The 24,362-nt window shown below is 42.2% G+C and carries 24 protein-coding genes and 4 tRNA genes; 20 read left to right on the top strand and 8 right to left on the bottom strand.

What is annotated here, in order from left to right:
• Positions 1-142: 142 nt before the first annotated feature.
• Entirely contained in the window at positions 143-670 is a 528-nt protein-coding gene (locus AABI08_RS05195; protein WP_338343962.1) for a TetR/AcrR family transcriptional regulator, read from the bottom strand.
• Positions 671-808: 138 nt separating this feature from the next.
• On the opposite strand from AABI08_RS05195, the gene AABI08_RS05190 reads away from it, so the two are divergent.
• A complete protein-coding gene (locus tag AABI08_RS05190) occupies positions 809-3,076 on the top strand; it encodes an MMPL family transporter (protein ID WP_338343963.1) in 2,268 nt (755 codons plus the stop codon).
• Between the two features lie 275 nt (positions 3,077-3,351).
• Positions 3,352-3,843, top strand: a complete 492-nt coding sequence (locus AABI08_RS05185; RefSeq protein ID WP_338343964.1) for a GNAT family N-acetyltransferase — start codon at positions 3,352-3,354, stop codon at positions 3,841-3,843.
• Between the two features lie 249 nt (positions 3,844-4,092).
• Here the strand turns inward: AABI08_RS05185 and AABI08_RS05180 are convergent, their stop codons facing one another.
• On the bottom strand, positions 4,093-4,614 hold the full coding sequence (locus AABI08_RS05180) for a TetR/AcrR family transcriptional regulator (protein WP_338344387.1): 522 nt from the start codon (positions 4,612-4,614) through the stop codon (positions 4,093-4,095).
• Between the two features lie 127 nt (positions 4,615-4,741).
• On the opposite strand from AABI08_RS05180, the gene AABI08_RS05175 reads away from it, so the two are divergent.
• The 6 genes from AABI08_RS05175 to AABI08_RS05150 all read left to right on the top strand — a co-directional run bounded on the left by AABI08_RS05175 (position 4,742) and on the right by AABI08_RS05150 (position 8,242).
• Positions 4,742-7,012 carry an MMPL family transporter gene (locus AABI08_RS05175; protein WP_338343966.1) on the top strand — a complete coding sequence of 757 codons (2,271 nt, stop codon included), beginning with the start codon at positions 4,742-4,744 and terminating at the stop codon, positions 7,010-7,012.
• A gap of 148 nt (positions 7,013-7,160) precedes the next feature.
• The gene (locus AABI08_RS05170) at positions 7,161-7,376 is read left to right on the top strand and encodes a DUF6290 family protein (protein WP_059394006.1); all 216 of its coding nucleotides are present in this window, start codon (positions 7,161-7,163) and stop codon (positions 7,374-7,376) included.
• Positions 7,373-7,645 carry a type II toxin-antitoxin system RelE family toxin gene (locus tag AABI08_RS05165; RefSeq protein WP_168779044.1) on the top strand — a complete coding sequence of 91 codons (273 nt, stop codon included), beginning with the start codon at positions 7,373-7,375 and terminating at the stop codon, positions 7,643-7,645. The genes AABI08_RS05170 and AABI08_RS05165 overlap by 4 nt, the downstream gene beginning before the upstream one ends.
• A 135-nt stretch (positions 7,646-7,780) precedes the next feature.
• The gene (locus tag AABI08_RS05160; RefSeq protein WP_059394004.1) at positions 7,781-7,966 is read left to right on the top strand and encodes a hypothetical protein; all 186 of its coding nucleotides are present in this window, start codon (positions 7,781-7,783) and stop codon (positions 7,964-7,966) included.
• 88 nt (positions 7,967-8,054) lie between these two features.
• Positions 8,055-8,137 (top strand) — tRNA-Tyr (locus AABI08_RS05155).
• A gap of 33 nt (positions 8,138-8,170) precedes the next feature.
• A tRNA-Gln gene (locus AABI08_RS05150) sits at positions 8,171-8,242 on the top strand.
• A gap of 168 nt (positions 8,243-8,410) precedes the next feature.
• On the opposite strand, the gene hflX is transcribed toward AABI08_RS05150, so the two are convergent.
• The 3 genes from hflX to AABI08_RS05135 form a co-directional block, all read right to left on the bottom strand.
• The gene (hflX, locus tag AABI08_RS05145) at positions 8,411-9,718 is read right to left on the bottom strand and encodes a GTPase HflX (RefSeq protein WP_338343967.1); all 1,308 of its coding nucleotides are present in this window, start codon (positions 9,716-9,718) and stop codon (positions 8,411-8,413) included.
• Positions 9,719-9,794: 76 nt separating this feature from the next.
• Complete coding sequence (locus AABI08_RS05140; RefSeq protein ID WP_338343968.1) at positions 9,795-10,466, bottom strand: histidine phosphatase family protein; 672 nt, start codon at positions 10,464-10,466, stop codon at positions 9,795-9,797.
• A 159-nt stretch (positions 10,467-10,625) separates the two neighbouring features.
• Positions 10,626-12,071: a hemolysin family protein gene (locus tag AABI08_RS05135; RefSeq protein WP_338343969.1), complete on the bottom strand. Its 1,446-nt coding sequence runs from the start codon at positions 12,069-12,071 to the stop codon at positions 10,626-10,628.
• Between the two features lie 433 nt (positions 12,072-12,504).
• Between AABI08_RS05135 and nrdH the strand changes: the two genes are divergently transcribed.
• From nrdH to nrdF, 4 genes are all read left to right on the top strand, one after another.
• Positions 12,505-12,735 carry a glutaredoxin-like protein NrdH gene (nrdH, locus tag AABI08_RS05130; RefSeq protein WP_047975094.1) on the top strand — a complete coding sequence of 77 codons (231 nt, stop codon included), beginning with the start codon at positions 12,505-12,507 and terminating at the stop codon, positions 12,733-12,735.
• A gap of 105 nt (positions 12,736-12,840) precedes the next feature.
• Positions 12,841-15,012, top strand: a complete 2,172-nt coding sequence (nrdE, locus tag AABI08_RS05125) for a class 1b ribonucleoside-diphosphate reductase subunit alpha (RefSeq protein WP_338343970.1) — start codon at positions 12,841-12,843, stop codon at positions 15,010-15,012.
• Positions 15,013-15,291: 279 nt separating this feature from the next.
• Positions 15,292-15,732, top strand: a complete 441-nt coding sequence (gene nrdI, locus AABI08_RS05120; RefSeq protein ID WP_338343971.1) for a class Ib ribonucleoside-diphosphate reductase assembly flavoprotein NrdI — start codon at positions 15,292-15,294, stop codon at positions 15,730-15,732.
• Between the two features lies 1 nt (position 15,733).
• On the top strand, positions 15,734-16,708 hold the full coding sequence (gene nrdF / locus AABI08_RS05115) for a class 1b ribonucleoside-diphosphate reductase subunit beta (protein WP_338343972.1): 975 nt from the start codon (positions 15,734-15,736) through the stop codon (positions 16,706-16,708).
• A gap of 143 nt (positions 16,709-16,851) precedes the next feature.
• Here the strand turns inward: nrdF and AABI08_RS05110 are convergent, their stop codons facing one another.
• Both AABI08_RS05110 and AABI08_RS05105 read right to left on the bottom strand, forming a co-directional pair.
• The gene (locus tag AABI08_RS05110) at positions 16,852-17,520 is read right to left on the bottom strand and encodes a phosphatase PAP2 family protein (RefSeq protein ID WP_338343973.1); all 669 of its coding nucleotides are present in this window, start codon (positions 17,518-17,520) and stop codon (positions 16,852-16,854) included.
• 125 nt (positions 17,521-17,645) lie between these two features.
• Positions 17,646-17,795, bottom strand: coding sequence for a hypothetical protein (locus AABI08_RS05105; RefSeq protein ID WP_168779053.1), 150 nt, complete (start codon positions 17,793-17,795; stop codon positions 17,646-17,648).
• Positions 17,796-17,889: 94 nt separating this feature from the next.
• On the opposite strand from AABI08_RS05105, the gene mutY reads away from it, so the two are divergent.
• The 6 genes from mutY (at position 17,890) to AABI08_RS05075 (ending at position 21,827) form a co-directional block, all read left to right on the top strand.
• Positions 17,890-18,942 carry an A/G-specific adenine glycosylase gene (gene mutY, locus AABI08_RS05100; RefSeq protein WP_338343974.1) on the top strand — a complete coding sequence of 351 codons (1,053 nt, stop codon included), beginning with the start codon at positions 17,890-17,892 and terminating at the stop codon, positions 18,940-18,942.
• Positions 18,926-20,071 (top strand): AI-2E family transporter, encoded by a 1,146-nt coding sequence (locus AABI08_RS05095; RefSeq protein ID WP_338344047.1) that lies wholly within the window; start codon positions 18,926-18,928, stop codon positions 20,069-20,071. The genes mutY and AABI08_RS05095 overlap by 17 nt, the downstream gene beginning before the upstream one ends.
• A 211-nt stretch (positions 20,072-20,282) precedes the next feature.
• Positions 20,283-20,364 (top strand) — tRNA-Leu (locus AABI08_RS05090).
• A gap of 70 nt (positions 20,365-20,434) precedes the next feature.
• Positions 20,435-20,507 (top strand) — tRNA-Thr (locus tag AABI08_RS05085).
• Positions 20,508-20,815: 308 nt separating this feature from the next.
• Positions 20,816-21,541 carry a CPBP family intramembrane glutamic endopeptidase gene (locus tag AABI08_RS05080; protein WP_338343975.1) on the top strand — a complete coding sequence of 242 codons (726 nt, stop codon included), beginning with the start codon at positions 20,816-20,818 and terminating at the stop codon, positions 21,539-21,541.
• Positions 21,542-21,677: 136 nt separating this feature from the next.
• The gene (locus AABI08_RS05075) at positions 21,678-21,827 is read left to right on the top strand and encodes a hypothetical protein (RefSeq protein WP_338343976.1); all 150 of its coding nucleotides are present in this window, start codon (positions 21,678-21,680) and stop codon (positions 21,825-21,827) included.
• 163 nt (positions 21,828-21,990) lie between these two features.
• Here the strand turns inward: AABI08_RS05075 and AABI08_RS05070 are convergent, their stop codons facing one another.
• Complete coding sequence (locus tag AABI08_RS05070) at positions 21,991-22,656, bottom strand: YoaK family protein (protein ID WP_338343977.1); 666 nt, start codon at positions 22,654-22,656, stop codon at positions 21,991-21,993.
• Positions 22,657-22,834: 178 nt separating this feature from the next.
• Between AABI08_RS05070 and AABI08_RS05065 the strand changes: the two genes are divergently transcribed.
• Together AABI08_RS05065 and AABI08_RS05060 are read left to right on the top strand one after the other, a co-directional pair.
• A complete protein-coding gene (locus tag AABI08_RS05065) occupies positions 22,835-23,032 on the top strand; it encodes a hypothetical protein (protein WP_168779057.1) in 198 nt (65 codons plus the stop codon).
• 149 nt (positions 23,033-23,181) lie between these two features.
• Positions 23,182-24,195, top strand: a complete 1,014-nt coding sequence (locus AABI08_RS05060; protein ID WP_338343978.1) for an Abi family protein — start codon at positions 23,182-23,184, stop codon at positions 24,193-24,195.
• Positions 24,196-24,362: the final 167 nt, after the last annotated feature.

Genomic DNA, 24,362 nt, shown 5'->3' with positions numbered 1-24,362 from the left:
TGGCCATTATGCTTATCGGTGCTGTATTCTTTGCACTGGCCCTCGCCACCTATTGGTATTAAAACAAAAAACGCGCAACCGTTTTGCCATCAAGCTGAAAGCTCAGTAAGCTTTCGCATGAATGTCAGCGGTTGGGCGTTTTTTAATGACTTTGGGTGCTTGGATCGACCGTCGGAAATTGCTTGTCGGTGACGATTTGGTCGAGAATCTGGTAGTCATGACGTAAATCATAGGGAACATCGCGGTTGGTGTTCCATAACTGAACAACGTAAAGGTTACCAATTAGCCAAAGTAATTCTTGGTCAGTGGTGACCGTGGAGAGGGCTTTGAAAATAGACTTGTAAAAGAGGTCCTCAAATGCGCGGTCTTGCAGTTGAAATTCTAAGACCTCGATGGTGCCATCAAAGTGGAAGGCTTTGATGGTTTCAAATGGGTATCTTTTAAACTTATCAATATCAAGTGTTGCATAGATTGATTGGACACTGGTCCTTAACAACTCGTCTAGAAGTTCATACTTGTCCACAAAGTGGCGGTAAAAGGTGTTGCGATTGACCTCTGCCGCATCACAAATTTCCTTCACCTTTAATTTGGAAAAGGGGGTGTCATGGAGTAGCGCTCCGGCGGTCATTAGTAGGTGGCGATGCATTAAATCATATCGTTTATTTTCCATAAAAAATTTTTCACCCTGTCTAAAAGCAACATTTTTAAATTTTTGTTTCATTTTAAAACAGTGTAACATTTTTTGCCTCTTCAAATCTTCCAAATTAGTCACTAAAATATTCATGATGATTAAAAAGGAGGGGTAGAAATGCTCAAGAAACTCGGGGAATGGATTTATGAAAATAAAGTAAAGACCTTCCTGATTTGGCTAGTTGCCATTATCGTTGTTGCCGGAGGTGCCATCGGTCTCGGTTCGCACTTCTCACAGAGTTTGACGATTAGTGGCGTGCCATCAACGAATATCCAAAGTACGCTGGAACGGGAATTCCATCAGAATCCTAACAGCGGTACGTTAAAGGTTGTCGTGCAAAATCAGAAGGGGATTACCGATGACCAGACAAAGGCGGATGTTGCCAAGGCCATCTCAAAGGCCCAGGATAAGTATGGTTCTGATATCAAGACCATTGCTAATCCTTATACCAACAACACCATTAGTTCTGACAATACGACTACTTATGTCGATATTACCTTCAAGGCCAATTCGACATCGGTAGCACACAGTACGATTACTGGTATCCGCTCGATCTTTGATGATCGGGTAAAGACGAGTGGAACGAAGGTTGCTTATACTGGAACAGTTCAGTTAAAGCCATTTGAAATTGGTGGCCCTTCAGAAATTATTGGGGTTGTGATTGCCTTTGTCTTGCTGCTTGTCTTATTCCGTTCTTTTATTACCGCTGGAATGCCAATTATCTCTGCCTTAGTTGGCTTAGTCACTGGTTTGTTCCTCGTGATTATTGGAACGAATTTTGCAACGCTTGCCAATGTTGCCGAGACTTTGTCTGTTATGTTGGCTTTGGCTGTTGGAATTGATTACGCGCTCTTTATTTTGAACCGTTACCGGACTGATTTGGCCGAGACAAACGGTGATCAAAAGGTGGCCTTAGGAAGTGCTTTGTCCGAAGCCGGCAAGTCGGTTATCTTTGCTGGTGTGACGGTCATTATCGCCGTTTGCGGTTTGTCCTTTGCCGGCATCGAATTCGTGACAACCATGGGCTTTGCTGCCGCTGTGGCGGTGGCCATCGCCGTGTTGTCGGCTTTGACTTTCTTGCCAGCCTTGATTGCGGCTTGTGCCAAGTTTATTCGACCAAATACAAAGACGGTCGAGCATATGGCTAAGAACCCATCAAAGTTCACGAAGTTCTTGACTGGTCACCCATGGACAGTGGTGATTGTCGCCGTTTTGGTTTTGGTTGGCATTGGTTTGCCAGCACAAAATATGCGTTTGGGAATGCCTTACAACGGCTCTTTGCCAGAGAAGCAGACGGAGCGTCAGGCGTATGACATGATTTCTGACAAGTTTGGTGAAGGTATTAACTCACCATTGATTGCCGTTGTTAAATTAGACACTGACAAATCAGCTGCGGTTAACGAGGCCAATGTCGCCAAGATTGCCAGCCATTTGAACGGTCTTTCTGGCACAAAAACATTGTCGCCATTGTCAGTTGACCAGCAAAAGGCAGCGACCTTGCAGGCACAATTGACACAAGAGGCCCAACAGAAGATGGCCTTGCAGGCGCAAACAACTGGTCAGATGCCAACCCAGGCACAAAAGGACCAGGCAGCCGCTCAAATCAAGCAGGTAATTATGAAGCAGGCAACTAAGCCTTATCAGATTTCTGCTGACGGCAAGTATGCCATGTTAGTCGTGATTCCAAAGAAGGGTTCTGAAGCAGTTGAGACGACTAATTTGGTCCACAAGATTCAGAATTACTCAGACAACACGACGAAGTCAAAGTACGACGCTAAGATTACTTTGACTGGAGTGAACGCTGTCAACTTGGATATTACGAAGAAGCTGAATAATGCGACACCAATCTTTGTCTTTACGATTATTGTCTTGGCCTTTATCCTGTTGATGGTTGTCTTCCGCTCCTTCATTGTCCCAGCGGTAGCGATGGCCGGCTTTGGCTTGTCGCTCTTGGCCTCCTTTGGCTTTACCACATTGGTGATTCAAGAAGGCTTCTTGAAGGAATTATTCGGTGTTGCCAAGGCAGCACCGGTCCTTTCCTTCTTGCCAATTATCGTTACGGCCATTCTCTTTGGCTTGGCGATGGACTACGAAGTCTTTATGGTTTCCCGTGCTCGTGAGGAATACCTGAAGACAGGTGATAACGACCGGGCAGTGACGGTTGCCATGCAGGACTCCGGTCCAATTGTGGTGACGGCGGCTTTGATTATGATTGCGGTCTTTGGATCATTTGCTTTGAATCCGAGCCCAACCATCAAGTCTTTGGCCTTAGCCTTAGCCTTTGGTATCTTCTTTGATGCCTTTATTATCCGCTTGCTCTTTGTGCCAGCGATGCTCAAAATTTTTGGGAAAGCCAACTGGGTTTTCCCGGGTAATAAAAACTAAAAACCGACATCTTTTAAATTTTTTCTGCTTATAAAAATTGAAGATAACGAAAAGCCAGCTCAGTAGAGCTGGCTTTTTTTGTTTAAAGTCGAATAGAAATCTTAGTGAATTCTTGAAAGAAATTAGAATGTCTAATAAACGTAAAAACAGCTGCTAGTCCATAGTTGGAGGACAATCGGCTGATACCTGCTGACTTATTATCTTAGGGTCATTGACTTTTCTTTAAAAATGATGAAAAATGAATTTAATTTTGAAACACGATAGAAGGTGATGTTATGCACTTTGCTGAGTTAACTTTAAGTGATGAATTGTTGTATCGTCACTATAAAAATTCTTGGAAAACAAGGATGGTTCCTGGGTCGTCATCAAGTGATATGCCTTTTCCTGATTATCTGCAGAAGCTTGAAGATGATAAAACCAATAAAAATGGAAAATTTGTCCCCGCTAAAACGTTATTCTTATTTGATCACGATGTGATTGTTGGTTGCGTACAAATTCGATATTTATTGACCAAAAATTTAATGATTGAGGGAGGAAATGTTGGGTACGGTGTTCATCCGGATTTTCGGGGGTTAGGGTATGGCACTAAGTTACTTGAACATGCCCTGCAAGAACTTAAAAAGAGTGGTATTAATGAAGCGGTCCTTACGTGTGACAGTGAAAACCCGGCATCGCGGAACGTAATCCTGAATTGTCATGGTGCTTTGAATGCTAAGTACGAAATTAGTAATGTTATGAAAGAGCGTTACTTAATTCCTATCAAATAATGTGGTGCGTCTTATTTCCAATAGTGCAGTAGCGTACCTGCACCATAGGTATCGAAAATCAGCGAAATAATTCGTTTTTTTCTTCCCTGTTACCTATTACTAAAATTCAAAAGCCCAAAGAATTTTTTCAGCTAATGTGTAGCTGTCTCATAAAAATTCTTGGGACTTTTTGTTTTGAATGAATATTTTGATTAATGATGATAAATATCTCGCCTTAAAACGAGTAGTAAAGGAATCTTACTTGCGACATTAACGACTCTCAACATCGGAATCTGGAAACTTTCTCTCATTAAACATTCGATCAAAAATGGGATAGCCTTCGTGGAGTGTATAGGGTTTTTCTAAGTTATGGTTCCAAAGGCGGATAATATACATGTTTCCGAGGCTCCATATAAATTCCTGATCATCGGTTAGTTGGCGCAATACTTTAAAAATCAGGCTATCAAAAATATCCTGAAACAGGGAATCATCGAGTTGAAAATCGAGTGCTGACATTGGTGTCGAAAATTCCATAGCGGCAATAATTTGAAAGGGATGCACACGAAAATCAGCTAAGTCTACTTGGGCAAAGAGTCGGGTGATGGCCTCTGTTAGCATGAATTCTAATAGCGCAAATTTATCAACAAAATGCCGGTAAAAAGTATTGCGATTAATATTGGCGGCTTCGCAGATTTGCTTGACCGTTAATTTGGAAAAAGGAACGGTTGTTAATAGTCCGGCCGTTGTTTCCATAATGTGGTGATGCATTAATTCGTAATTTTTACTAGCCATTGTTTTAAAAAGGGGACACTTTCTTAGATTTGTCTCTCTAAGGAACAGTATAACAATTTTATCCCTTTCATAATATACATATCACCATTAAAATGTACACAACGATTAAATAAAAGGAGGAGCAATCATGCTCAAGCGTCTTGGGGAATGGATTTATGAAAATAAAATCAAAACCTTTCTTGTTTGGTTGGTTGCCGTTGCTGTCTTAATTGGTGGGGCAGTGGGACTTGGTTCTCATTACACGACTAATTTGACAATTACTGGTATTCCATCAACCAACATTCAAAGTACTCTTGAAAAAGAGTTTAAGATGAACCCGAATAGCGGAACGATGAAGGCCGTTATTCAAAATAAGAAGGATGGTGTCGCTGACGACCAGACGAAGGCCGAAGTGGCCTCCGCTATCGATAAGTTGCAAAAGAAGTATTCTTCCGACATTAAGTCGATTTCAAACCCCTATACAACGGGTGTGATGAGCTCTGATAAGACGACGACTTATGTTGACATCACCTTCAAGGATGATTCAACAAATGTCTCCCAAGATGCAATTGATGGCGTTAAGGACACGTTTAACGATAAGGTGAAGAGCTCCGATACTAAGGTTGCCTTTACCGGATCAGTGAAGGTCACACCAATCGAAGTTGGTGGTAAGTCTGAATTAATTGGAATTGCCATCGCCTTCGTGCTTTTGTTGGTACTGTTCCGTTCCTTCGTGACAGCCGGAATGCCAATCATTTCAGCTCTTGTTGGCTTGGTTTCCGGGGTATTGTTGATTACTATCGGAACCAACTTCATTACATTGGCTAGTGTTAGTCAAACGTTGGCTGTGATGTTGTCATTGGCCGTTGGAATTGACTACACACTCTTTATCTTGAACCGTTACCGGACTGATTTGGCCGATACGAACGGAGACAAGAAAACGGCGCTTGGTTTAGCGCTTTCAGAGGCTGGTAGTTCAGTCATCTTCGCCGGTGTGACGGTGATTATTGCCGTTTGTGGTTTGGCCTTTGCGGGTATCGAATTCGTGACGACGATGGGATTGGCAACAGCCGTTGCGGTTGCCGTGGCAGTCGTTTCAGCGTTGACATTCTTGCCAGCTTTGATAGCGGCCTGTGCCAAGTTCATTAAGCCAAACAACAAGACAGTTGAACATATGGCTAAGAACCCATCAAAGATTACCAAGTTGATTACTGGCCACCCATGGACAGTTTCAATTGTGGCTATCTTGGTCTTGGTTGGAATTGCCTTGCCAGCGCAAAACATGCGTTTGGGAATGCCATATAACGGTTCATTGCCTGATAACCGAACAGAGCGTCAGGCCTATGATATGATTTCTGACAAGTTCGGTGAAGGGGTCAACTCACCTTTGATTGCCGTCGTTAAGATGGACACTGATAAGGGCCAAGCCGAAAACGAAGCTAATTTGGCAAAGATTGCTGGTCATATTGCTGACATGAAGGGCGTTAAGATGATGAGCCCACTGACCGTTGACCAGCAAAAGGCTGCAACGTTGCAAACGCAATTGACCCAAGAAGCACAGCAAAAGATGATGGCCCAAGCGCAAGCAACAGGTCAGACACCTACGCAAGCTCAAAAGGATCAAGCAGCTGCTCAAATTAAGCAAGCAATTATTGCTCAAGCTTCAAAGCCATACCAAATCAGTGCGGATGGTAAGTACGCAATGATGGTCGTGATTCCAACGAAGGGATCAGCCGCTAAGCAAACAACTGATTTGGTTAACAAGATTAAGGATTACTCTGATACAACGAAGTCAAAGTACGATGCTAAGATTACGATGACCGGTGTCAATGCCGTTAACTTGGATATCACGAAGAAGTTGAACGATGCTACGCCACTCTTTGCAGTCACGATTATCGTCTTGGCATTCATCTTGTTGATGGTTGTCTTCCGTTCATTCGTTATTCCGGCTGTTGCCATGGTTGGCTTCGGTTTGTCATTGTTAGCATCCTTTGGCTTTACCACATTGGTTATCCAAGAAGGCTTTATGAAGGGACTCTTCGGTGTTGCTAAGGGCGCACCAATTATCTCCTTCTTGCCAATCATCGCCACAGCCTTAATCTTCGGACTGGCAATGGATTATGAAGTCTTTATGGTTTCACGTGCCCGCGAAGAATACGCTAAGACTGGTGATAACAACCGTGCTGTCACGGTTGCCATGCAATCATCTGGTCCAATCGTTGTGACGGCCGCTTTGATCATGATTGCGGTCTTCGGATCATTTGCTTTGGATCCTGACCCAACGATTAAATCAGTTGGTTTGGCACTGTCATTTGGTATCTTCTTCGATGCCTTTATTGTCCGCTTGCTCTTTGTTCCGGCCATGATGAAAATCTTTGGTAAGTGGAATTGGGTTTTCCCAGGAAACAAGCACAAGTAACAGCTTCTGATTTTTCTGCTTAAAAATTAATATAACTTGAAAAAGCCGGCCCTTTGGGGTCGGTTTTTTTGTTAAGATTATTCTTCAAAGGACTTACTACATTTGTAGTAAGGTGGTATACTACAAATGTAGTAAAGGAGGACCAGCGATGAGTGTGACTACTGTAAGATTAAAAGATGATACGATGGCATGGGCGAAAGAATATGCCGAATTTAAAGGAATGACTGTCACTGCGTTCATTGCTTCTTTGATTGATGAAGCACGTCAAGATGATGAAGACTATGCCGATGCGATGAAAGTGATTAACTCAGAGAATCGTGAATACGTCTCACCGAGTGAAATTAAAGCGAAATTTGGACTATGAGATATCGGTGGAAGTTTGATAGGAAGGCTGAAAAGCAATTTGAAAAACTAGATAAACCGGTACAGCGTCGCCTTTATAACTGGCTGGAGCTAAATATCAGTGGTACGAATAATCCTAGACTTTTTGGTAAAGCTTTAGAGGGTGAGTTCAAAACATTGTGGCGTTACCGAGTTGGGAAGTATCGAATTATTGCTGATATTGTTGATGATGAATTTGTAGTTGTTGTTCTGAAAACTGATAAACGCTCTGATGTTTATCGTAATAAATAAGAAGATAGCTTGAAGAAGCCGGCCCCATTGGGGGCGGCTTTTTTTGTTTGGATAACTGAGTGAAGACTTGTCAGAATTGCCCTTCTTTGTTAGTTTAGAATAAAGAAATTTTGTTTGAGACGGGGAGAGTTTAGCATGAAAAATCGGAAGATAATGTGGTTACTAGCGCTCGCTAGTCTTATCGCCTTTGTGGGTAGCTTGTGGCTTGATCAATTGTTCTTTAAAATTATGTTTTATATTGTGGCAACGCCACTTTTCTTGCAGTTAGGGTGGTCAGCAGCCGAAAAAACTTCTGGTTATTTTAAGAAAAATCAGCGGTGAGCGGAATTGATTAACGCAGAAATAAAGTCATAAAAAGCTTGCAATGCCTGGCGTATCTTGATATACTATCATAGTCGTAAAGATATACGGGAGTGTAGCGAAGTCTGGCTAAACGCGACGGACTGTAACTCCGTTCCTTCGGGTTCGTAGGTTCGAATCCTACCGCTCCCATCGCTGCCCTTGTGACAGCCACTGCTTTATGACTGCCCCTTGGCCAAGTGGTAAGGCAGAGGTTTTTGGTACCTCCATGCGCTGGTTCGATCCCAGCAGGGGCAATCATGGTTAAAAAGACTAACAAGAAATTTCTTGTTAGTCTTTTTTTGTCTTCTCGGGTAGGTAAAGAAAAAAGCATTGTTTAATGTTTACGAGGGTAGAAGTTGGTCAAATATCCCAGCTTACCAACAAGCAGCTAAAAACGGCCTGACGTCACTGTCAGGCCGTTTTTTAGGCGAGGTATTGTTTGTACTGTTCGATTTCTTTTGGCTTCAAGGAAACGCGAATGGTTGTCCCAGATTCATTGAAGTCTTGACCCAAGAGGGCATGCTTGTCTAAGATTTCAGCCACAATCTTGGAGTCTGCAAATGGGACGTGCAGACTCACTTCGGCCATGTCGGCAAAGAGCGTCTTTTTAATCAACGTCAAAACTTCATCCTGAGAAGTTCGATCTCGGGCAGAAATGGTAATCGATTGATCACCATCCACTAGCGGGTAAGCCATTTCCGCTACATCCGCCTTGTTATAGATGGTAATCATCGGTTTATCCGTGATACCCAGGCGGGCCAGTGTTTCCTTCGTTGTCGTCATCATCTCTTGATAATGGGCGTCGGAAATATCAACCACTTGTAAGAGTAAATCAGCCTTGGCGGCTTCTTGCAGGGTTGACTCGAAGGCAGCGACCAAGTGGTGAGGCAACTTAGAAACAAAACCAACCGTATCCGAAAGGAGGAATTGCGTCTTATCGGGTAGCGTCAACTGGCGGATGGTGGTGTTCAAGGTTGCAAAGAGCATGTCCTTTTCGAAAACTTGCTTGCTTTGGTCGCTACCGGCTCCTTGGCCGAAACGAGCTAAGAGTTGGTTCATCAGCGTCGATTTACCGGCGTTGGTATAACCAACCAGGGCAACGGTTGGTAGTTCGGATTCTTGCCGTTGCTTGGCTTGCGTTGAGGCATCTTTTTGCAGTTCGGCCAATTCTTTTTTAATAGCGACCATTTCATTGGTCAGGCGCCGGCGAGATTGCTCGAGCTTTGTTTCACCGGAACCACGGCTCGTGAAGCCGGCACCGCCAGCACCAGTTTGCTGGTCTAATGAAACGGACATTGACGTTCGCAAGCGAGGTAATTGGTATTGCAGACGGGCGAGTTGAACTTGGAGCTTGGCAACCTTGGTCTGAGCTCGTTCGGCAAAGATATCGAGGATTAAGCCGGTCCGATCAACGACAGTGGCACCCGTTTCGGCTTCCAAATTTCTGATTTGCGATGGGGATAACTCATCGTTAGTTACGATTAAATCAGCGTCGTAGGTATCAACGGCAATCTTAAGCTCATCAACCTTGCCCTTACCGAAGTAGGTGGCGGGGTTGGGACGCTCCAAGGATTGAAGGAAGGTTTCAACTGGTTGTAAGTTGTTGGCTAAGGCCAAGTTTTGCAACTCTGTTAACTCATATTCCAGGTTTTGCTTTTGATCTGTGCGCAAGCCGGCCAGAAGGACGGGGCGGCTGGGCTTTTGTGAGGTTTCTTTAAAGGTTGTTGGCATACACAGGCCTTTCTGTGAAATAAAACCGCCCTGGTTTCAGTAGCGGTTTGGGAACAATTGAATAAAAAATGTTTTCTTAGTCAAAAACGGTAGTGATGTCGTTGAAGGCCAAGATATCGGCACCGTCGTCTTTGAGGCGCAGGTGCATGACAGCGCCGTTATGCACCGAATGGGCAGCCATTTCAGGATGGCCGAAGTAATCGGCGATTGCCCGAATGGTTGTGCCATGAGAGACAAGCAGGACCTTGTCGCCGTCTTGGTGGCGACTTTTAAGGTCTTTAAAGCCAGCTTCAATGCGGTTGACGAATTCTTGGTAGGACTCGGCTAGGTGATAAGGGTCTGCATCATGGAAAATATCCATCACAACCGGCATACCGAGGTCTTCAACCATGTCGGCATAAGCATTGTAGGCCTTTGGTACCCGAGCATTCAGGTCTGTTAATGTGACCTGGGAGTCGCGGCCTTCAAAAGAACCGAAATTTTCTTCACGAAAGTTGGGCAGAGTTGTTGGCTCAACTGGTGACTGTGCCTGATTTTCACTCAAGGCATAGCGAGCAGTGTGGATGGCCCGTGTTAAATCAGAAGAGTAAGCACCATCAAAGTGAATCTTGGCGAGGCGTTGACCGGCTTTATGCCCATCTTGGATGCCGGCATCGGTTAGCGGTGCATCGGAAAATCCTTGGAAACGGCGTAAAAGGTTAAAGTAAGTTTGGCCGTGGCGGACCATGTAAACATCAATTCCTGCCATGAAATAAGACTCCTTCAAATCTGTTTTTCTTCTTCTTTTGTTAGAAGATTTCTTGTTTCTAGTGTACCACGAAAGGCAGGTGAGCCAAATGCTTTGCCGGTCTTTCGGACTGATTTTTTAATGAAAAAAGCCGGCGAAAATTCGTCGACTTTTTAAACATTATTCGGGGTCGGTATCCTTACCCTTGAGCTGAAACTTTAAGCGTTCACGGTCTTTTTCAGACATGGATGGCTTACTTTCAGAAGTGCCTTGGCTATCGTTATCGTCAGAATCTGTCTTTTCAGGTTCTGGTTTGCTCTCAAGCTCTTTGACAGCAAATTCAGGGATGAAGGCGTTTTCGTAATCAAGCGCCGTGATTTGATAGTTGGCAATCCGCAAAGAGTCACCAGTTCGGAAATCAGGATCGCGCTTCAAAACGTAACCGGTCAAGGTAACAGCTTCATCTTCGTCTAATTCCTTCACATGAATCTGGAAGTAGCGTTGGAAATCGTACAAGGTTGTCTTACCAGAAACCTTGTAGCGTTGATTACCAAGCTTTTCGATATATTCATCGGATTCATCGTTGATTTCATCTCGAACAGAACCGAAAAGTTCTTCGTAAATATCTTTATCAGTAATGATTCCGGCAGTACCACCGTATTCATCAACAACCACCGCAATCGGAGAACGTTTGATGGTCATTTCATCCATGACATCGTGCAGGTCCATGTTTTCAGGAACGGCTGGAATATCACGCATAATCTGAGCAACCGGATTTTTACCAGAGATTCGATTTTGGCGAACAAGGTCGTAGTTAAAGACATAACCCAAAACCTTATCCTTATCGTTGTCAGCGACAACCGGGAAACGAGAGTGACGCTTTTGCAAGTACTCATCAAGCCCCTTAGCAATCGTATCATGGACATCGATCACATCCATTGATGTTCGATCAATCATGACGTCAGCGGCGACCTTATCATTCATTTCAAAGGCACGCTGCATAAAGGTTAAATCTTCAGTATCCAATTCACCGGCTTCAGCAGCACTCTTCGACAAGGAAAGGATTTCCGTCTGCGAATAGATATCATCGTCATTAGTAACCTGGAAACCAATCAAACGGGTTAACCAGTTTGATAAGTGATCGAGGATCCAAATGAATGGGAAAAGGGCAATATGAAAGAAGCGGACTGGACGCACAATTAACAACAAGACCTTGATTGGTTCTTGAATCGCGATGTTTTTTGGCACTAAGTCGGTGAAGACGGCATGAATAATCGTAAAGATAACGATGGCCGCAACAGAAGCGACAGGCTTGGCATAGTCAGCTGGTAGGATATTGGTTGCTAAAATCAAATCAGCAACGGTTTCCTCACCAATCCAACCTAAAATCAATGATGTTAATGTAATTCCGACTTGAGCAGTCGATAAGAACTCCGTTAGGTGCGACACCATATGAATGGCGTGCGCGATGTTTTTTGATGGCTTTTCGCGATCAGCTTGAAGAGCCTCCAAGGCCGACAAGCGCACCTTAACAAGAGAATATTCCGTTAGTGTAAACAAAACCGCCAACAACAAAATAAAGATGATGACGAACGCATTCAACAAGAACGAGGGACCAGAATCCACAGTTATTACCTCACTTAATATAATTTAGATATTTCCTCTATTATAGCAAACTTTATGAAACAAAAAAGATAATCTTTACTAGTGTTAGAATTGGTCTAGTGTTTGTGCTCAAACTGATTTCACAAGCAAAATTCTTTTTGTTTGACAAAAAAGGCGTTAATATGGGAACAAAGTAAGCGTACGTGTTTCAACAAAAGGGATTAGATTGCGTTTTTAAAAATACAGTGAATATTGTGAATTAAAAAATATGCAAAATCAAAAGCCTATTAGAAAGGCCTTTAGGCGAACAAATGTTTGTGCGGACAGTTTTAGGCCTTGAACTCTAAGAAAAATCGGCTAAACTAGTAATTAGCTCAATTGCTTGTTAGTGCTTGTAAATGCGGGTGCGACAGGGAATTGCTTGAAAAATATAAAAGAAAGTGGGACCAAAAGTATGGCTCAAGTAACGGTCTTTACCAAAAATAATTGTGTACAGTGCAAGATGACAAAACGCTACCTCGACAACATGGGGGTTGGCTACGAAGAAATTAATATCGAAGAACAACCAGAGTACCTTGCTCAATTGAAGGATGCTGGTTTTAAGCAGACACCTGTTGTTCAAATTGCTGGTCAGGAAGCCTTCTCTGGTTTTCAACCTGACGCCTTGAAGTCTTTGACGGCCTAAGTTTTTTTAGTGTCACGATTTTTTCCGCTTAGTCCTGATTGGTCTATGCGGAATTTTTCTTCTTAAGGGGAAGACGAACAAATTATAAAAAACGAGGAGAATTATATGTCATTATTGGATCTTGACCTCACACAGGTTACCTATTTTGATTTAAATAACGAAATCAATATTCCAAAGGACAACCAGATTCAGTTGAACAAGGATCAGGAAGCTTTGGCAGCTTTTATGAAGGAAAACGTTGAACCAAACTTAAAGCGGTTTGACTCTGTTGAAGCTCATTACGATTGGTTGATTGAAAACGACTTTTTGGATAAGGACCTGGTCAAAAAATATGACATGGCCTTCATTAATAAGATGTATGACTTCTTAGAGGAGCAAGATTTCCACTTTAGTTCCTTTATGGCGGCTTTTAAGTTCTACAACCAATATGCGCAAAAGACGAACGACAAGGCTTACTACGTTGAATCTTACTTAGACCGTGTTGCCCTGAATGCTTTGTTCTATGCGAATGGCGATGAGGACTTGGCGATGGCCCTGGCCAACGAAATGATTCACCAACGCTACCAACCAGCAACGCCATCATTTTTGAATGCTGGTCGTGCTCGTCGTGGCGAACTGGTTTCTTGTTTCGTTTTGCAAACAAGCGATGACATGAACTCTATCGGCCGAACAATCAACTCAGCTTTGCAGTTGTCAAAGATGGGCGGTGGTGTTGGTATCAACCTCTCCAATCTTCGTGAAGCCGGTGCACCGGTAATGGGGATTGCCAATTCTGCTGGTGGTATTGTGCCAGTAATGAAGTTATTGGAAGATTCCTTTACTTTTTCTTCACAGGTGGGGGCTCGTCAGGGGGCCGGTGTTGTTTATCTGAACATCTTCCATCCTGATTTGATGACCTTCTTGGCAACCAAGAAGGAAAACGCCGACGAAAAAGTCCGCGTGAAGACTTTGTCATTGGGCTTGATTGTCCCTGACAAGTACTACGACTTGATTGAAAAGGGTCAAGAAATGGCCTTGTTCTCACCAGTTGATGTCGAACGCGAATACGGCATGCCATTCAACTATGTTGATATCACAGCTGAATACGACAACATGTTGAAGAACGACAAGATTACGAAGAAGATGATTCCTGCTCGAACGGTTGAAGAAGAAATTTCAAAGCTTCAGCAAGAATCTGGTTACCCTTACATCGTTAACATCGATACGGTTAACCGTGCCAATCCAGTTGCTGGAAAGGTGATTTCATCCAACCTTTGTTCTGAAATTTTGCAGGTGCAAACACCTTCAACAATTGACGATGAACAGGAATATACAACGTTGGGTGAGGATATCTCATGTAACTTGGGTTCAATCAACATCGTCAACATGATGAAGACGGATGATTTCGCCGGTTCTGTCGATGCGATGATCCGCGCTCTGTCCTTTGTTTCCGAGCAGTCTAATTTGAACGTCGTTCCATCCGTGCAAAATGGTAACCAACAAAATCACGCCGTTGGTTTGGGGGCCATGGGTCTGGCAGCCTTCTTTGCTCAGAACAAGATGATGTATGGCGATGAAGAATCGTTGGACTTTACCAAGGTCTTCTTTATGACCTTGAACTTCTATTCATTGAAGGCTTCAATGAATATTGCCTTGGACCGAAAAGAAACCTTCAAGGACTTTGACAAATCAGCTTACGCCGACGGCACATACTTTGAAAAGTACGTGAGTCAAGATTGGGGTCCAGAAACGGATAAGGTTAAGGCGTTGTTTGCCAACCTTCCTGTGCCAACGAAGGAAGATTGGGCAGAATTGTGTGATCAAGTGCAAAAGAACGGTTTGTACAACGCTTACCGTCACGCTGTAGCGCCAACTGGTTCCATTTCATACGTTAATAACACCACGGCTTCTTTGTTGCCAATCGTTAACAAGATTGAAGAACGTCAAGAAGGGATGATTGGTAAGGTTTACTATCCAGCACCTGGTCTGTCAAATGAGACGTTGCCTTACTATGTTTCTGCCTATGATACGAACATGAAAAAGGTGATTGATATTTACGCTGCCGCCCAACCACACGTTGACCAGGGAATGTCTTTGACATTCTTCATGCGGTCAACGATTCCTGAAGGCCTTTATGACTGGAAAGAGGGGCGCACGGAAAAGATGACCACACGTGATTTGTCCAAGTTGCGCAATTATGCTTACAAGAAGGGCATCAAGTCTTTGTATTATGTCCGGACATATACGGATGATAACCAAGAAGCTGGTATCAATGAATGTGAGTCTTGCTCAATTTAATGACGATTTAATTCTAATTGGATATGCTTACAAGAATTTAAATTAGAAAATTTTTCTAACAAAATGCGATTGTGAATACGTGTTCAATCGTTATCCTGGTCTTGTTTACCAGGTTCACAAATGACTGAGCACTGCTCAGTCGTACATATTTTAGGGGTTGACGGCTGTCAACCCAGCTGTTAAATTGAATACGTTGCATGAACTTTGTTCAAATATTATCAAATGATTCTAATTCAAAGTTCTGACAAACAGCCTGCGCTGTTTAGAAAGGAAAGTTCGATGGCAACATACCGACTCTTATATGCCAGCATTGAGGGCAATACACAGTCGTTTATTAATAAGCTGCAGGCGGTTGCTGAAGAAAAAGGCGACACTATTGACGCAAAGGTAGTTGGTGATGAAACCGATTATGAAGAAGAACACCAACCCTTTGTAGCGATTGTGCCCACCTACCTGACGGGTGGAACGGGAACCGGGCCTGCGGTTGTCGAAATCTTTACGAACGCCCTCGCGGACTATATTGATTTTGCTGACAATGCTACACTAATAAAGGGCGTAGTTGGATCGGGAAACCGTAACTTTAACGATCAATATATTTTGACCGCGAAGCGCTACGCCAAAAAGTATCAGGTACCGGTGATTGGAGACTACGAGTTACGTGGGACTCCTTACGACGCAGAAAAAATTTACCAAAGCATCAAGGAAACATTAGGAGAATAACATGGTTGAACACGTGAATAACGGCTCATATACTGCCATTAACTGGAACGATATTGAAGACGCCTTGGACAAGGCAACCTGGGAAAAGTTGACCCAACAATTTTGGTTGGATACCCGTGTCCCAATTTCAAACGATTTGCGCAACTGGCGTGGTGATTTGAATGATACGGAACGCCGGGTTTATAACTTGGTCTTCGGTGGATTGACGACCTTGGATACTTTGCAATCACAAGACGGAATGGCTTCATTGCGTCGCGATGCCGTTAACCAAAAGGAAGAAGCGGTTTTGAATAATATCCAATTTATGGAATCTGTTCATGCCAAGTCATATTCTTCAATCTTTGAAACGTTGAACGACAAGTCTGAAATCGATGCGACCTTCGAATGGGCCGACCACGATGAATTTTTGCAGTACAAGGCCAACAAGATCAATGATGTTTACCAAAACGGCACACCATTGCAAAAGAAGGTCGCTTCGGTCTTCTTGGAAACTTTCTTGTTCTACTCAGGTTTCTACACGCCATTGTACTACTTGGGCCACAACCGGATGCTCAACGTTGCCGAAATCATCAAGCTGATTTTGCGTGATGAGTCCGTTCACGGTACTTACATCGGTTACAAGTTCCAAATTGGCTTCAACAAGCTTTCAGAAGCGGAACAAGAAGAGATGAAGACTTGGATGTATGACTTGTTGTACGACTTGTACGACAACGAAGAAAAGTTTACCCACGAAATTTACGATCAAATTGGTTGGACTGAAGACGTTTTGGTCTTCTTGCGCTACAACGCCAATAAGGCCTTGATGAACTTGGGACAGGAACCATTGTTCCCAGATAATGCCGACCAGGTTAACCCAGTTGTGATGAATGGTATTTCAACTTCAACATCAAACCACGACTTCTTCTCAGGAGTTGGTAATGGTTACTTGTTGGGACAAGTTGAAGCCATGTCTGATGACGACTATCAGGAAGACTAAACTTCTAATAAATCAGAATGCCCACCGCCTCGTGCGGTGGGCATTTTTTGTTTGAAAAAGGAGGGGCTGATTTTTTAGTGAGGCATGTTTTTGCATGACAATTAAAAAAAGACTCAGTCATTAGTGGCTGAGTCTTATCAGTATTAAATTTCTTGTTCCTTGAAAAGCCAAAAGTTTTTCTTCAATGCTGTTGCGACTGCCGGATAAAGGCTGGCGCAGAGGACGACCCAAGCGTAAGCAAGCAGGTAGCCAGCAATAACATCTGAGGCGAATTGCGAAGAAAAGTAGAGTCGTGAGAGCATAACCATCAGCGCCAGGGTAATCAAAATCCAGTCAATCAAAATCCGTAAAATCATCGAATTAATGTTTGGTGTCACCAGCAAAAACAGGATGAAGACGATTGACCAAACAGAAACGACGTGTTGAGACGGAAAAGAGTAGCCTGTGTCCGTTAAGAGGTGACCAACGGGGCGAGAGGCATGGATGAAGAACTTAATGATTTGGGTCAAGATAATTTGACCAAAGGCGGTAAAAATGACCCAAAAGGCTGGAATTTTTAAGTTTGCCAGGAGTAAAACGCCGGCCAAGAGGACGGCGTAGATTAGACACATGAGTGGTGAACCTAAGAAGGTTGCTGCCGACATAATGGCATTACCGTAGCTCGTCTGGACCCCCGTCATAAAGAAACGAACTGATTCATTCATTTCATACAAAAAAGACGCATTGGTGCCAATCAAAACAGCCAGAACGATAAAAAGCAGGGTGGCAAAGACTGCCCAGCGGCGTTGTTTATTTTCGACGGAAATAATCATAGGTTTGGTCTCCAAATAAGTGATTGCTCAATATTTAGTATAAGCATGGCCACCAGGCAAGACAAGCAGTTTTTTTAGATTTATGAAAAAATAAAGAAAAAAAACTAGCTGAACGCTAGTTTTCCTTACTTAGTGCTTGTGTTAGGGATTTCAGTGGTCTTTCCCTTAGCCCATTGTTGCAATTGAGCAACAGCAGCTTGGCGCTTCTTCTTAGAAGAGTCATGTCCGACCTTGCGGCCGCGGGCGAATGAATTCAATGGTGTCTTAACTGCCATGGTGTAACTCCTTATATTAGATAAAATAAATGTATCGTACAGAAAACAATTATACCTGATAAGAGATTGGTTTTCAAGTGCTATAATAGTGGTTATGGAGAATTGGAATCAAACGACAATCAACGCCTTTCGCAAAGACTTGCTTGCCTGGTACGACCAAGAAGGTCGGGCCGCTTTGCCTTGGCGACAAAACACGGATCCTTATCGAATTTTAGTCTCGGAGTTAATGCTCCAACAGACTAGGGTTGATACGGTCATTACCTATTTTAACCGTTTCATGGAAGCTTTGCCAACGGTAGCTGATTTAGCCGCTGCTGATGAAGATTTGGTCTTGAAACTTTGGGAGGGGCTTGGTTATTACTCACGGGCTAGAAACCTGCATAAGGCGGCTAAGTATGTAGTCAATGACCTTCAGGGGCACTGGCCGGAATCATATGATGACCTCCAGGACTTGCCTGGGGTTGGACCCTATACGGCAGCGGCGATTGCCTCGATTGCCTTTGGTCAAGTAGTACCGGCCATTGACGGTAACTTTTTTCGAGTCTTTTCTCGCTTGTTGAAAATTGATGATGATATTGCGCAACCAAAAACCCGCAAGGTTTTTTATCAAGCAATTGAACCCATCGTTGATCCAGAGCGGCCCGGTGATTTTAACCAAGCAATTATGGATTTGGGCACAACTTATATGAAGACGGATAATCCGGACACCTTGCATTCGCCCGTTAAAAAGTATAATGCGGCCTTTCGTGATGGGGTTGAGGACCAGTATCCGGTAAAGACTAAGAAGAAAAAGCCTGTGCGGCAAATTTATCAAGCCCAGGTGGCGTATGATGATCAGGGCCGGTTGTTGTATGAGCAACGACCAAAAACAGGTTTGTTAGCTAATTTTTGGACTTTGCCATTGAAGCAGGTGGAGTCAATCGAAGAATTGGCCGGAAAACAATTAACCTTAAAGCCGATTGTGCACGTTTTTTCTCATCGTCGTTGGGAAATTTGGCTGGTTGATTTGCCGGTTAAAAATCAGCAAAACTTACCCACTAACATGACCTTCCTCTCGTCAAAAGAGCAAGAGGCGCTGGCCTTACCCAAGGTACAACATAAGTTACTGGATCAATTGAAGGAGGTTGATGATGTTTCCAAACGATAAATTAAAGACCGTCTTCTTTTGGACAATCGAGGCGCTGGCCTTAGCTTGCTTAGTCTTCTTAGTCTTTCGCTTCGACTTTTTAATGCACCCGATTGCGGTCTTCGCTAATACGGTCTTCATGCCGTTATTGGTCGCTGGCTTCTTTTACTACGTTTTGAAGCCAATTTTAAAGGCTATTGAAAAAATCAGAATCAAAAACTGGCAGATGCCTCGGCTTTTAGCCGTTTGGATTACCTTTGCCTTGTTCTTGATTGTGGTCGGTGGAGCCTTGATTATTTTTGTGCCACTGATTTTAAATGAAATCACGAATATGATTAATGCCATTCCATCTTTTATCAAGCACGTGCAAGATTTGGTCAATGAAATGGTCAAAGAGCCCTGGTTTAAGCGCATGAATATTTCGGTTTCGGACGCTGATATTAAGACGTCTGTGACCAAGTATGGGACTTCTGTCCTCTCAATTACTGCCGGTACTCTTCAAGCTGTGATTGCGGGAGCGACTTCTTTTACCATCAACGCTTTGATGGTTCCAATCATTCTTTTTTATATGCTGAACGACGCGGACCACTTTTTGCCAACGGTCAAAAATTTCTTCCCAAAGAGCAAGGCGCAGGACGTCTTTGAACTTGGGGGGCAACTCGATAAGACCATTGAGCGCTATATTTCGGGTCAGGCCATCCAGATGGTCTTTGTCGGCTTTGCTATGAGTATTGGTTATTGGATGACCGGATTACCATATATTTGGCTCCTTGGCTTCATTGCCGGGGTCGCTAACATCGTTCCTTACGTGGGACCCTTTATCGGAGTTGTGCCGGCCGTTTTGGTCGCCTTGTCGATTTCCTGGAAGATGGTCATCGGAATCGTGATTACGATGGCAATTGTCCAGCAGGTTAACGGCTCAATTATTTATCCGGCCCTGATTGGTAAGAGTCTGAAGATTCATCCATTAACGGTGATGATGCTCTTACTTGGGGCGGGGAACCTTTGGGGCATCGTTGGCATGATCATTGTTGTGCCGGTTTACGCCATTGTTCGAACGATTATTTTGTACTCCTATAAGTTGCATCTGACGCAGCGAAAGGAGCAGTCTGTTTCGGAATTAACGAAGAAGACCTTTGATAATGAATAGCAATTGATAAATCAGCGCCACAGCCTTTGTCTGTGGCGCTTTTTGAATAGGGGAGATTTTTAGCTATTCTCTGTTGTCGTGCTTTAGAAAAAATAATGATTTTTTCTAAAGTTTTACTTGACGATGAGAAAGAAATCCAGTATTATTAAATGGTTGCCAAAGCGTCTGTCGGTTGTTTAAGACCGGGAGTTAGCCTGGTACGTCAAGATTTGCGGATGTGGCGGAATTGGCAGACGCGCTGGATTTAGGTTCCAGTGGAGTAATCCGTGCAGGTTCGATTCCTGTCATCCGTATCACAATATTTCAAAAAAATATTGTTGAAGTATTCAAAATGTTTTGATATAATATTTAGGTACTGATTTTGCCGACTTAGCTCAGTTGATAGAGCACCTCACTAGTAATGAGGGGGTCAGCGGTTTGAGTCCGCTAGTCGGCATAAGGCTCGTAGAGCAAGACTTTTCAAAAAGGTAGAACACTATGTGTTCTACCTTTTTTGTCGTGATTTTTTTATTTGAAGCAAGCCATGAATGTTTTTATCTCGCACGGGGTAATCTGGCATTACTTTCGTGCCTTTAATTAAAAAATAAAGTAAAAATGCTCAAAATATACATTAAATTTATTAAACATGTTAATATATATTCAAGAAATTCAATAAAATTTGGAGGTTTTGTGTGAAGCAAGATAGTGAAGAAATAAAGAACAAAACATCACGGCATATTGTTGATTTTTCTATTTTGTGTAGGCATGTCTTTTGAGCCTGGGTATCCGGATATAGTTTCTTTTGGTGTAACAATTGTGTTGTCAGTATTGCTGTCCGTCGTTTTGATTATTGATGTTTATTTGATTCGTAAAGTAGCCAATCAAGAGAAAATTTATCAAGAAAAGCTGCCGCTTTCGAAATCACAAAAATTTTTAACCCTTTGTGTGTTGTTGTATTTTGTTGTGATTTATGCCATTAATGGCAATCTTCAAAGCGTTTTTGACCTTTTCGAAGAATCACCTAAAATGATAATTAGTTGCACGATGGTCGCTTTAGGTGCTGGCTTTTTTGAAGAGTACCTTTTCAGAGGCTATTTGGTAAATTTGACACAACGTATTTTGAATCGTTTTAAAATTCAACGCAACAGATTAATCATTATTTCTATCTCAACGAGCTTAGCATTTTCAGCTCTTCATCTTTCAAATTTATCTATTAATTCATCTAGTTCAGCTGTATATCAGCAAGTGGTTTATACGTTTGCACTAGGGCTAGTCTTCATGGTTTTTCGTGTTTTGACAAATTCAATTCTAGTCGCTGCAGTAGCACACTTTCTTTTGGATTGGCAGAGCACTATCACTGGTAATTTAGAAGTAAGCCCTTGGTCCGACATCTTGTTGACCTTCTTGCCGTTGATAGTTATTGCTATTGTCTGGCTAGTTTCAGTGGGTAAAACGATTGAACGAAAGCAAATTTTAGAATTAAAGCCTTAGCTGACATTAACGAAGGAAAAATTAGACTCCATTTATCAGGGCCTGATTTTTTTTATTTTTTTGTATAACTTTTTACTTTACATCAATGAACTTTGGTGTATACTGAGGGCAATCAAATTTAAAGGAGGAACATTATATGTCATTCGAAGAAAAATTTGATGCAACAAAGGACAAGTTCGAAGGTGAGGCAAAAAAGGCCGAGGGCAAGGCAAAGGAATTTGCAGCCGATGCTAAAGATGCCACCAAAGATTTTGCCGATAAGACAAAGGATGCTTTTAAAAAGTAGCTAACGGACCTGGTGAGTGTTCGGTAGTGATTTCAGGTAAGACGTTATTAAACGTCTTACCTTTTTTGTGTACACTCAGTTTGATCTGCGGTGATTCGGTGGCGTTATTTGGCAAATAAGCCAAAAGAAAAAGCCTCTAACAAAATGGCTAGAGGCTGTTCACTTATTTCATTGTGACCAGTTGGCTCATAATGAGTGTTACCAGAGCTGGAATGAGGATGGCCAACCCGGCCAGAACGGGAACCGTTGCACTGATCAAGAGTGCTCCCAAGAAGAAGGTGAAGATGACCGTGGCGATATCGATGGCCGTTTGAGCCATCTTAGTGTTGCCACGGAAGAGGCTTTCATAGAGGGCTTCGTAGAGTGTCCGGAAGTTTCCGGTCATCATCAGCGGCATAAATGGGGCACCTTTGAGTTTGCGGAATTCTTGTAATTCGGCAGCAGCGGCAAAGGAAAGAATCGATGTGCCAACGAGGTTGGGCACGTGTTTCTGCAGGATTGCAGACAACACCAGGATGGCCGTCATATACCAGAGAACCAGGCGCCGTTCGGTTGTCTTGCTGGCTCCCTTATTTTCTAATACATGTTGTAAAACCTTGATTAAGAGGGTACCAACACCGAAAGCAAGCAGTGAAATCAGGTAGTGACTCGCAGTGGAAAAATGCATTTTTCCTAAGTTGATACCGAGCAAAATTAGGTTTCCGGTTTGCAGACCGGCAAAGACTTCGCCGTGGATTAGATAAGAATAGGCATCCAGTGATCCAGCGGTGAAAGTTAAAAGACTTCCAAAGAGGAGTCGTTCATGTGATGGAAATAAATTTTTAGACAAATCCGTCACCTCCAATACGGATACCATTGTACTGCAATTTGTCTTGTTTGCGTGGATAAAGTCGCTGATTTTTAAGGGTTATGAATAGGCCCCCAAGACACTCTTTAAGATTTTAAAAAAGAATGGTTCCGATAAAAGTGCTATACTCAGTCTAGAATGATGAGAAGGAGTACAGAATATGAAGTATGGGATGCGCACACCAAGTTTGAAAAAGTCGATTGCGGCTCGAACATCCGGCCGGGCAACACGGGCAGTTAAGAAGGCTTTAATTCCGGGATACGGAACTCGGGGACGGGGTTGGATGAACCCGAAAAAGAAGATGTATAACAAGGTTTATAGCAAGACGACTTTTAGTTTATTTGATCTGTTTAAGTAAGATGTTAACTAATTATTTCTATCTATTTTTAAAAAAGATAATATTTTTAAACATTATTTACAACAGACAGATTTACTGTTAAAATTGAATCATGATCAGGTCGGGACTGTCTACGGACACCCGGCTATTTTTTTAGGAGTTTTTTTAATATGTCTAAACTTTCAAAACCCTTTCAAACTCACCAGCAGCAAATTAAATTACTACGTTCTCGTGGTATGGAAATCAATCAAGGTAATCAAACGAGCAAAGCCATGCGCTTTCTGGAAAGAGAAAACTATTTTAGTGTTATCAATGGGTATAAACTAATATTTCTTGAAAAGGATCGTTTAAAGGGAAAACCTTTAACTCCTGAAAAATTTTTAGTTGGAACAAAATTTGACGAAATTGCAAGTTTATACAATTTTGATAGGGACCTTCGAAATCTTTTGTTGAATTATATGCTTAAATACGAAAGTAATTTAAAATCGGTAATTTCGTATAGGTTTTCAGAGGAACATGCTAATCAATCTCATCCATATTTACAATTAGATAATTATCGCAGTGGTAATAGGACGGAAGATACTAAAACGGTTCTTTCAACTATATCTACTTTATCAGCTATTATTTCTCGAAAAGGTGGCAAAAAAGGAAATGCCATCTATCACTATGTAGATAAACATAATCATGTTCCTTTATGGGTATTAGTTAAATATCTGACTTTTGGGAATATTAACTTTATGTATGAGTCATTGCCTGACAAAATACAAAATAAAATAGCAAAAGATTTTTCTTCAGAGTATAGGCGTTCTTATGGATTAAAGTCTGACAGGAAATTTTTAGTTACGAAAGAAATGATTTCAGAAATAAATAAGGCTATTAATTCGTATCGAAACGTAGCTGCTCATGAAGAGATTATGTATAAACATGTAGTTACAAAAACAGTTGGTCATAAAAATATTTTTAACTTATTTGGTATGAAGACCTCTGACAATGACGTCACGAATGTTTTTGTTTTAATTATGATGTTACGTGTGGCATTGACAAAACAGGACTACAAAAATCTTTTTAAATCATTAGTTAATTTATTTAATGATTACCAAAATGAATTAGTTACTGTTCCGTTTTCTGACGTTATGAAAATAATGGGTTTTGACGATAATTGGAAACAATCTTTAAAAGCATAATTGGCATATAAAGAACATGGAGAATCAAAAACTTGACTAATTATTTGTAAGTTATATAAATTATTATCTGTTTAAAATATTGTAAGGTGGTTAATATCCAGACGAAAAGCGTATTGAGGCGCTTTTTTATTTGATTAATCATTGTCATTAAAAAACAAAATCACTGT

The sequence above is a fragment of the Fructobacillus evanidus genome, from assembly GCF_963580165.1.
GTDB lineage: Bacteria > Bacillota > Bacilli > Lactobacillales > Lactobacillaceae > Fructobacillus > Fructobacillus evanidus.
The sequence above is the reverse complement of the archived record's forward strand: the minus strand, read 5'-3'. Positions and strand labels throughout refer to the sequence as shown.

Coding starts and splice junctions, on each gene's coding strand:
- AABI08_RS05195 (WP_338343962.1), bottom strand. CDS start 670: ATGGAAAATAAACGATATGATTTAATGCATCGCCACCTACTAATGACC.
- AABI08_RS05190 (WP_338343963.1), top strand. CDS start 809: ATGCTCAAGAAACTCGGGGAATGGATTTATGAAAATAAAGTAAAGACC.
- AABI08_RS05185 (WP_338343964.1), top strand. CDS start 3,352: ATGCACTTTGCTGAGTTAACTTTAAGTGATGAATTGTTGTATCGTCAC.
- AABI08_RS05180 (WP_338344387.1), bottom strand. CDS start 4,614: ATGGCTAGTAAAAATTACGAATTAATGCATCACCACATTATGGAAACA.
- AABI08_RS05175 (WP_338343966.1), top strand. CDS start 4,742: ATGCTCAAGCGTCTTGGGGAATGGATTTATGAAAATAAAATCAAAACC.
- AABI08_RS05170 (WP_059394006.1), top strand. CDS start 7,161: ATGAGTGTGACTACTGTAAGATTAAAAGATGATACGATGGCATGGGCG.
- AABI08_RS05165 (WP_168779044.1), top strand. CDS start 7,373: ATGAGATATCGGTGGAAGTTTGATAGGAAGGCTGAAAAGCAATTTGAA.
- AABI08_RS05160 (WP_059394004.1), top strand. CDS start 7,781: ATGAAAAATCGGAAGATAATGTGGTTACTAGCGCTCGCTAGTCTTATC.
- hflX (WP_338343967.1), bottom strand. CDS start 9,718: ATGCCAACAACCTTTAAAGAAACCTCACAAAAGCCCAGCCGCCCCGTC.
- AABI08_RS05140 (WP_338343968.1), bottom strand. CDS start 10,466: ATGGCAGGAATTGATGTTTACATGGTCCGCCACGGCCAAACTTACTTT.
- nrdH (WP_047975094.1), top strand. CDS start 12,505: ATGGCTCAAGTAACGGTCTTTACCAAAAATAATTGTGTACAGTGCAAG.
- nrdE (WP_338343970.1), top strand. CDS start 12,841: ATGTCATTATTGGATCTTGACCTCACACAGGTTACCTATTTTGATTTA.
- nrdI (WP_338343971.1), top strand. CDS start 15,292: ATGGCAACATACCGACTCTTATATGCCAGCATTGAGGGCAATACACAG.
- nrdF (WP_338343972.1), top strand. CDS start 15,734: ATGGTTGAACACGTGAATAACGGCTCATATACTGCCATTAACTGGAAC.
- AABI08_RS05110 (WP_338343973.1), bottom strand. CDS start 17,520: ATGATTATTTCCGTCGAAAATAAACAACGCCGCTGGGCAGTCTTTGCC.
- AABI08_RS05105 (WP_168779053.1), bottom strand. CDS start 17,795: ATGGCAGTTAAGACACCATTGAATTCATTCGCCCGCGGCCGCAAGGTC.
- mutY (WP_338343974.1), top strand. CDS start 17,890: ATGGAGAATTGGAATCAAACGACAATCAACGCCTTTCGCAAAGACTTG.
- AABI08_RS05095 (WP_338344047.1), top strand. CDS start 18,926: ATGTTTCCAAACGATAAATTAAAGACCGTCTTCTTTTGGACAATCGAG.
- AABI08_RS05080 (WP_338343975.1), top strand. CDS start 20,816: ATGTCTTTTGAGCCTGGGTATCCGGATATAGTTTCTTTTGGTGTAACA.
- AABI08_RS05075 (WP_338343976.1), top strand. CDS start 21,678: ATGTCATTCGAAGAAAAATTTGATGCAACAAAGGACAAGTTCGAAGGT.
- AABI08_RS05065 (WP_168779057.1), top strand. CDS start 22,835: ATGAAGTATGGGATGCGCACACCAAGTTTGAAAAAGTCGATTGCGGCT.
- AABI08_RS05060 (WP_338343978.1), top strand. CDS start 23,182: ATGTCTAAACTTTCAAAACCCTTTCAAACTCACCAGCAGCAAATTAAA.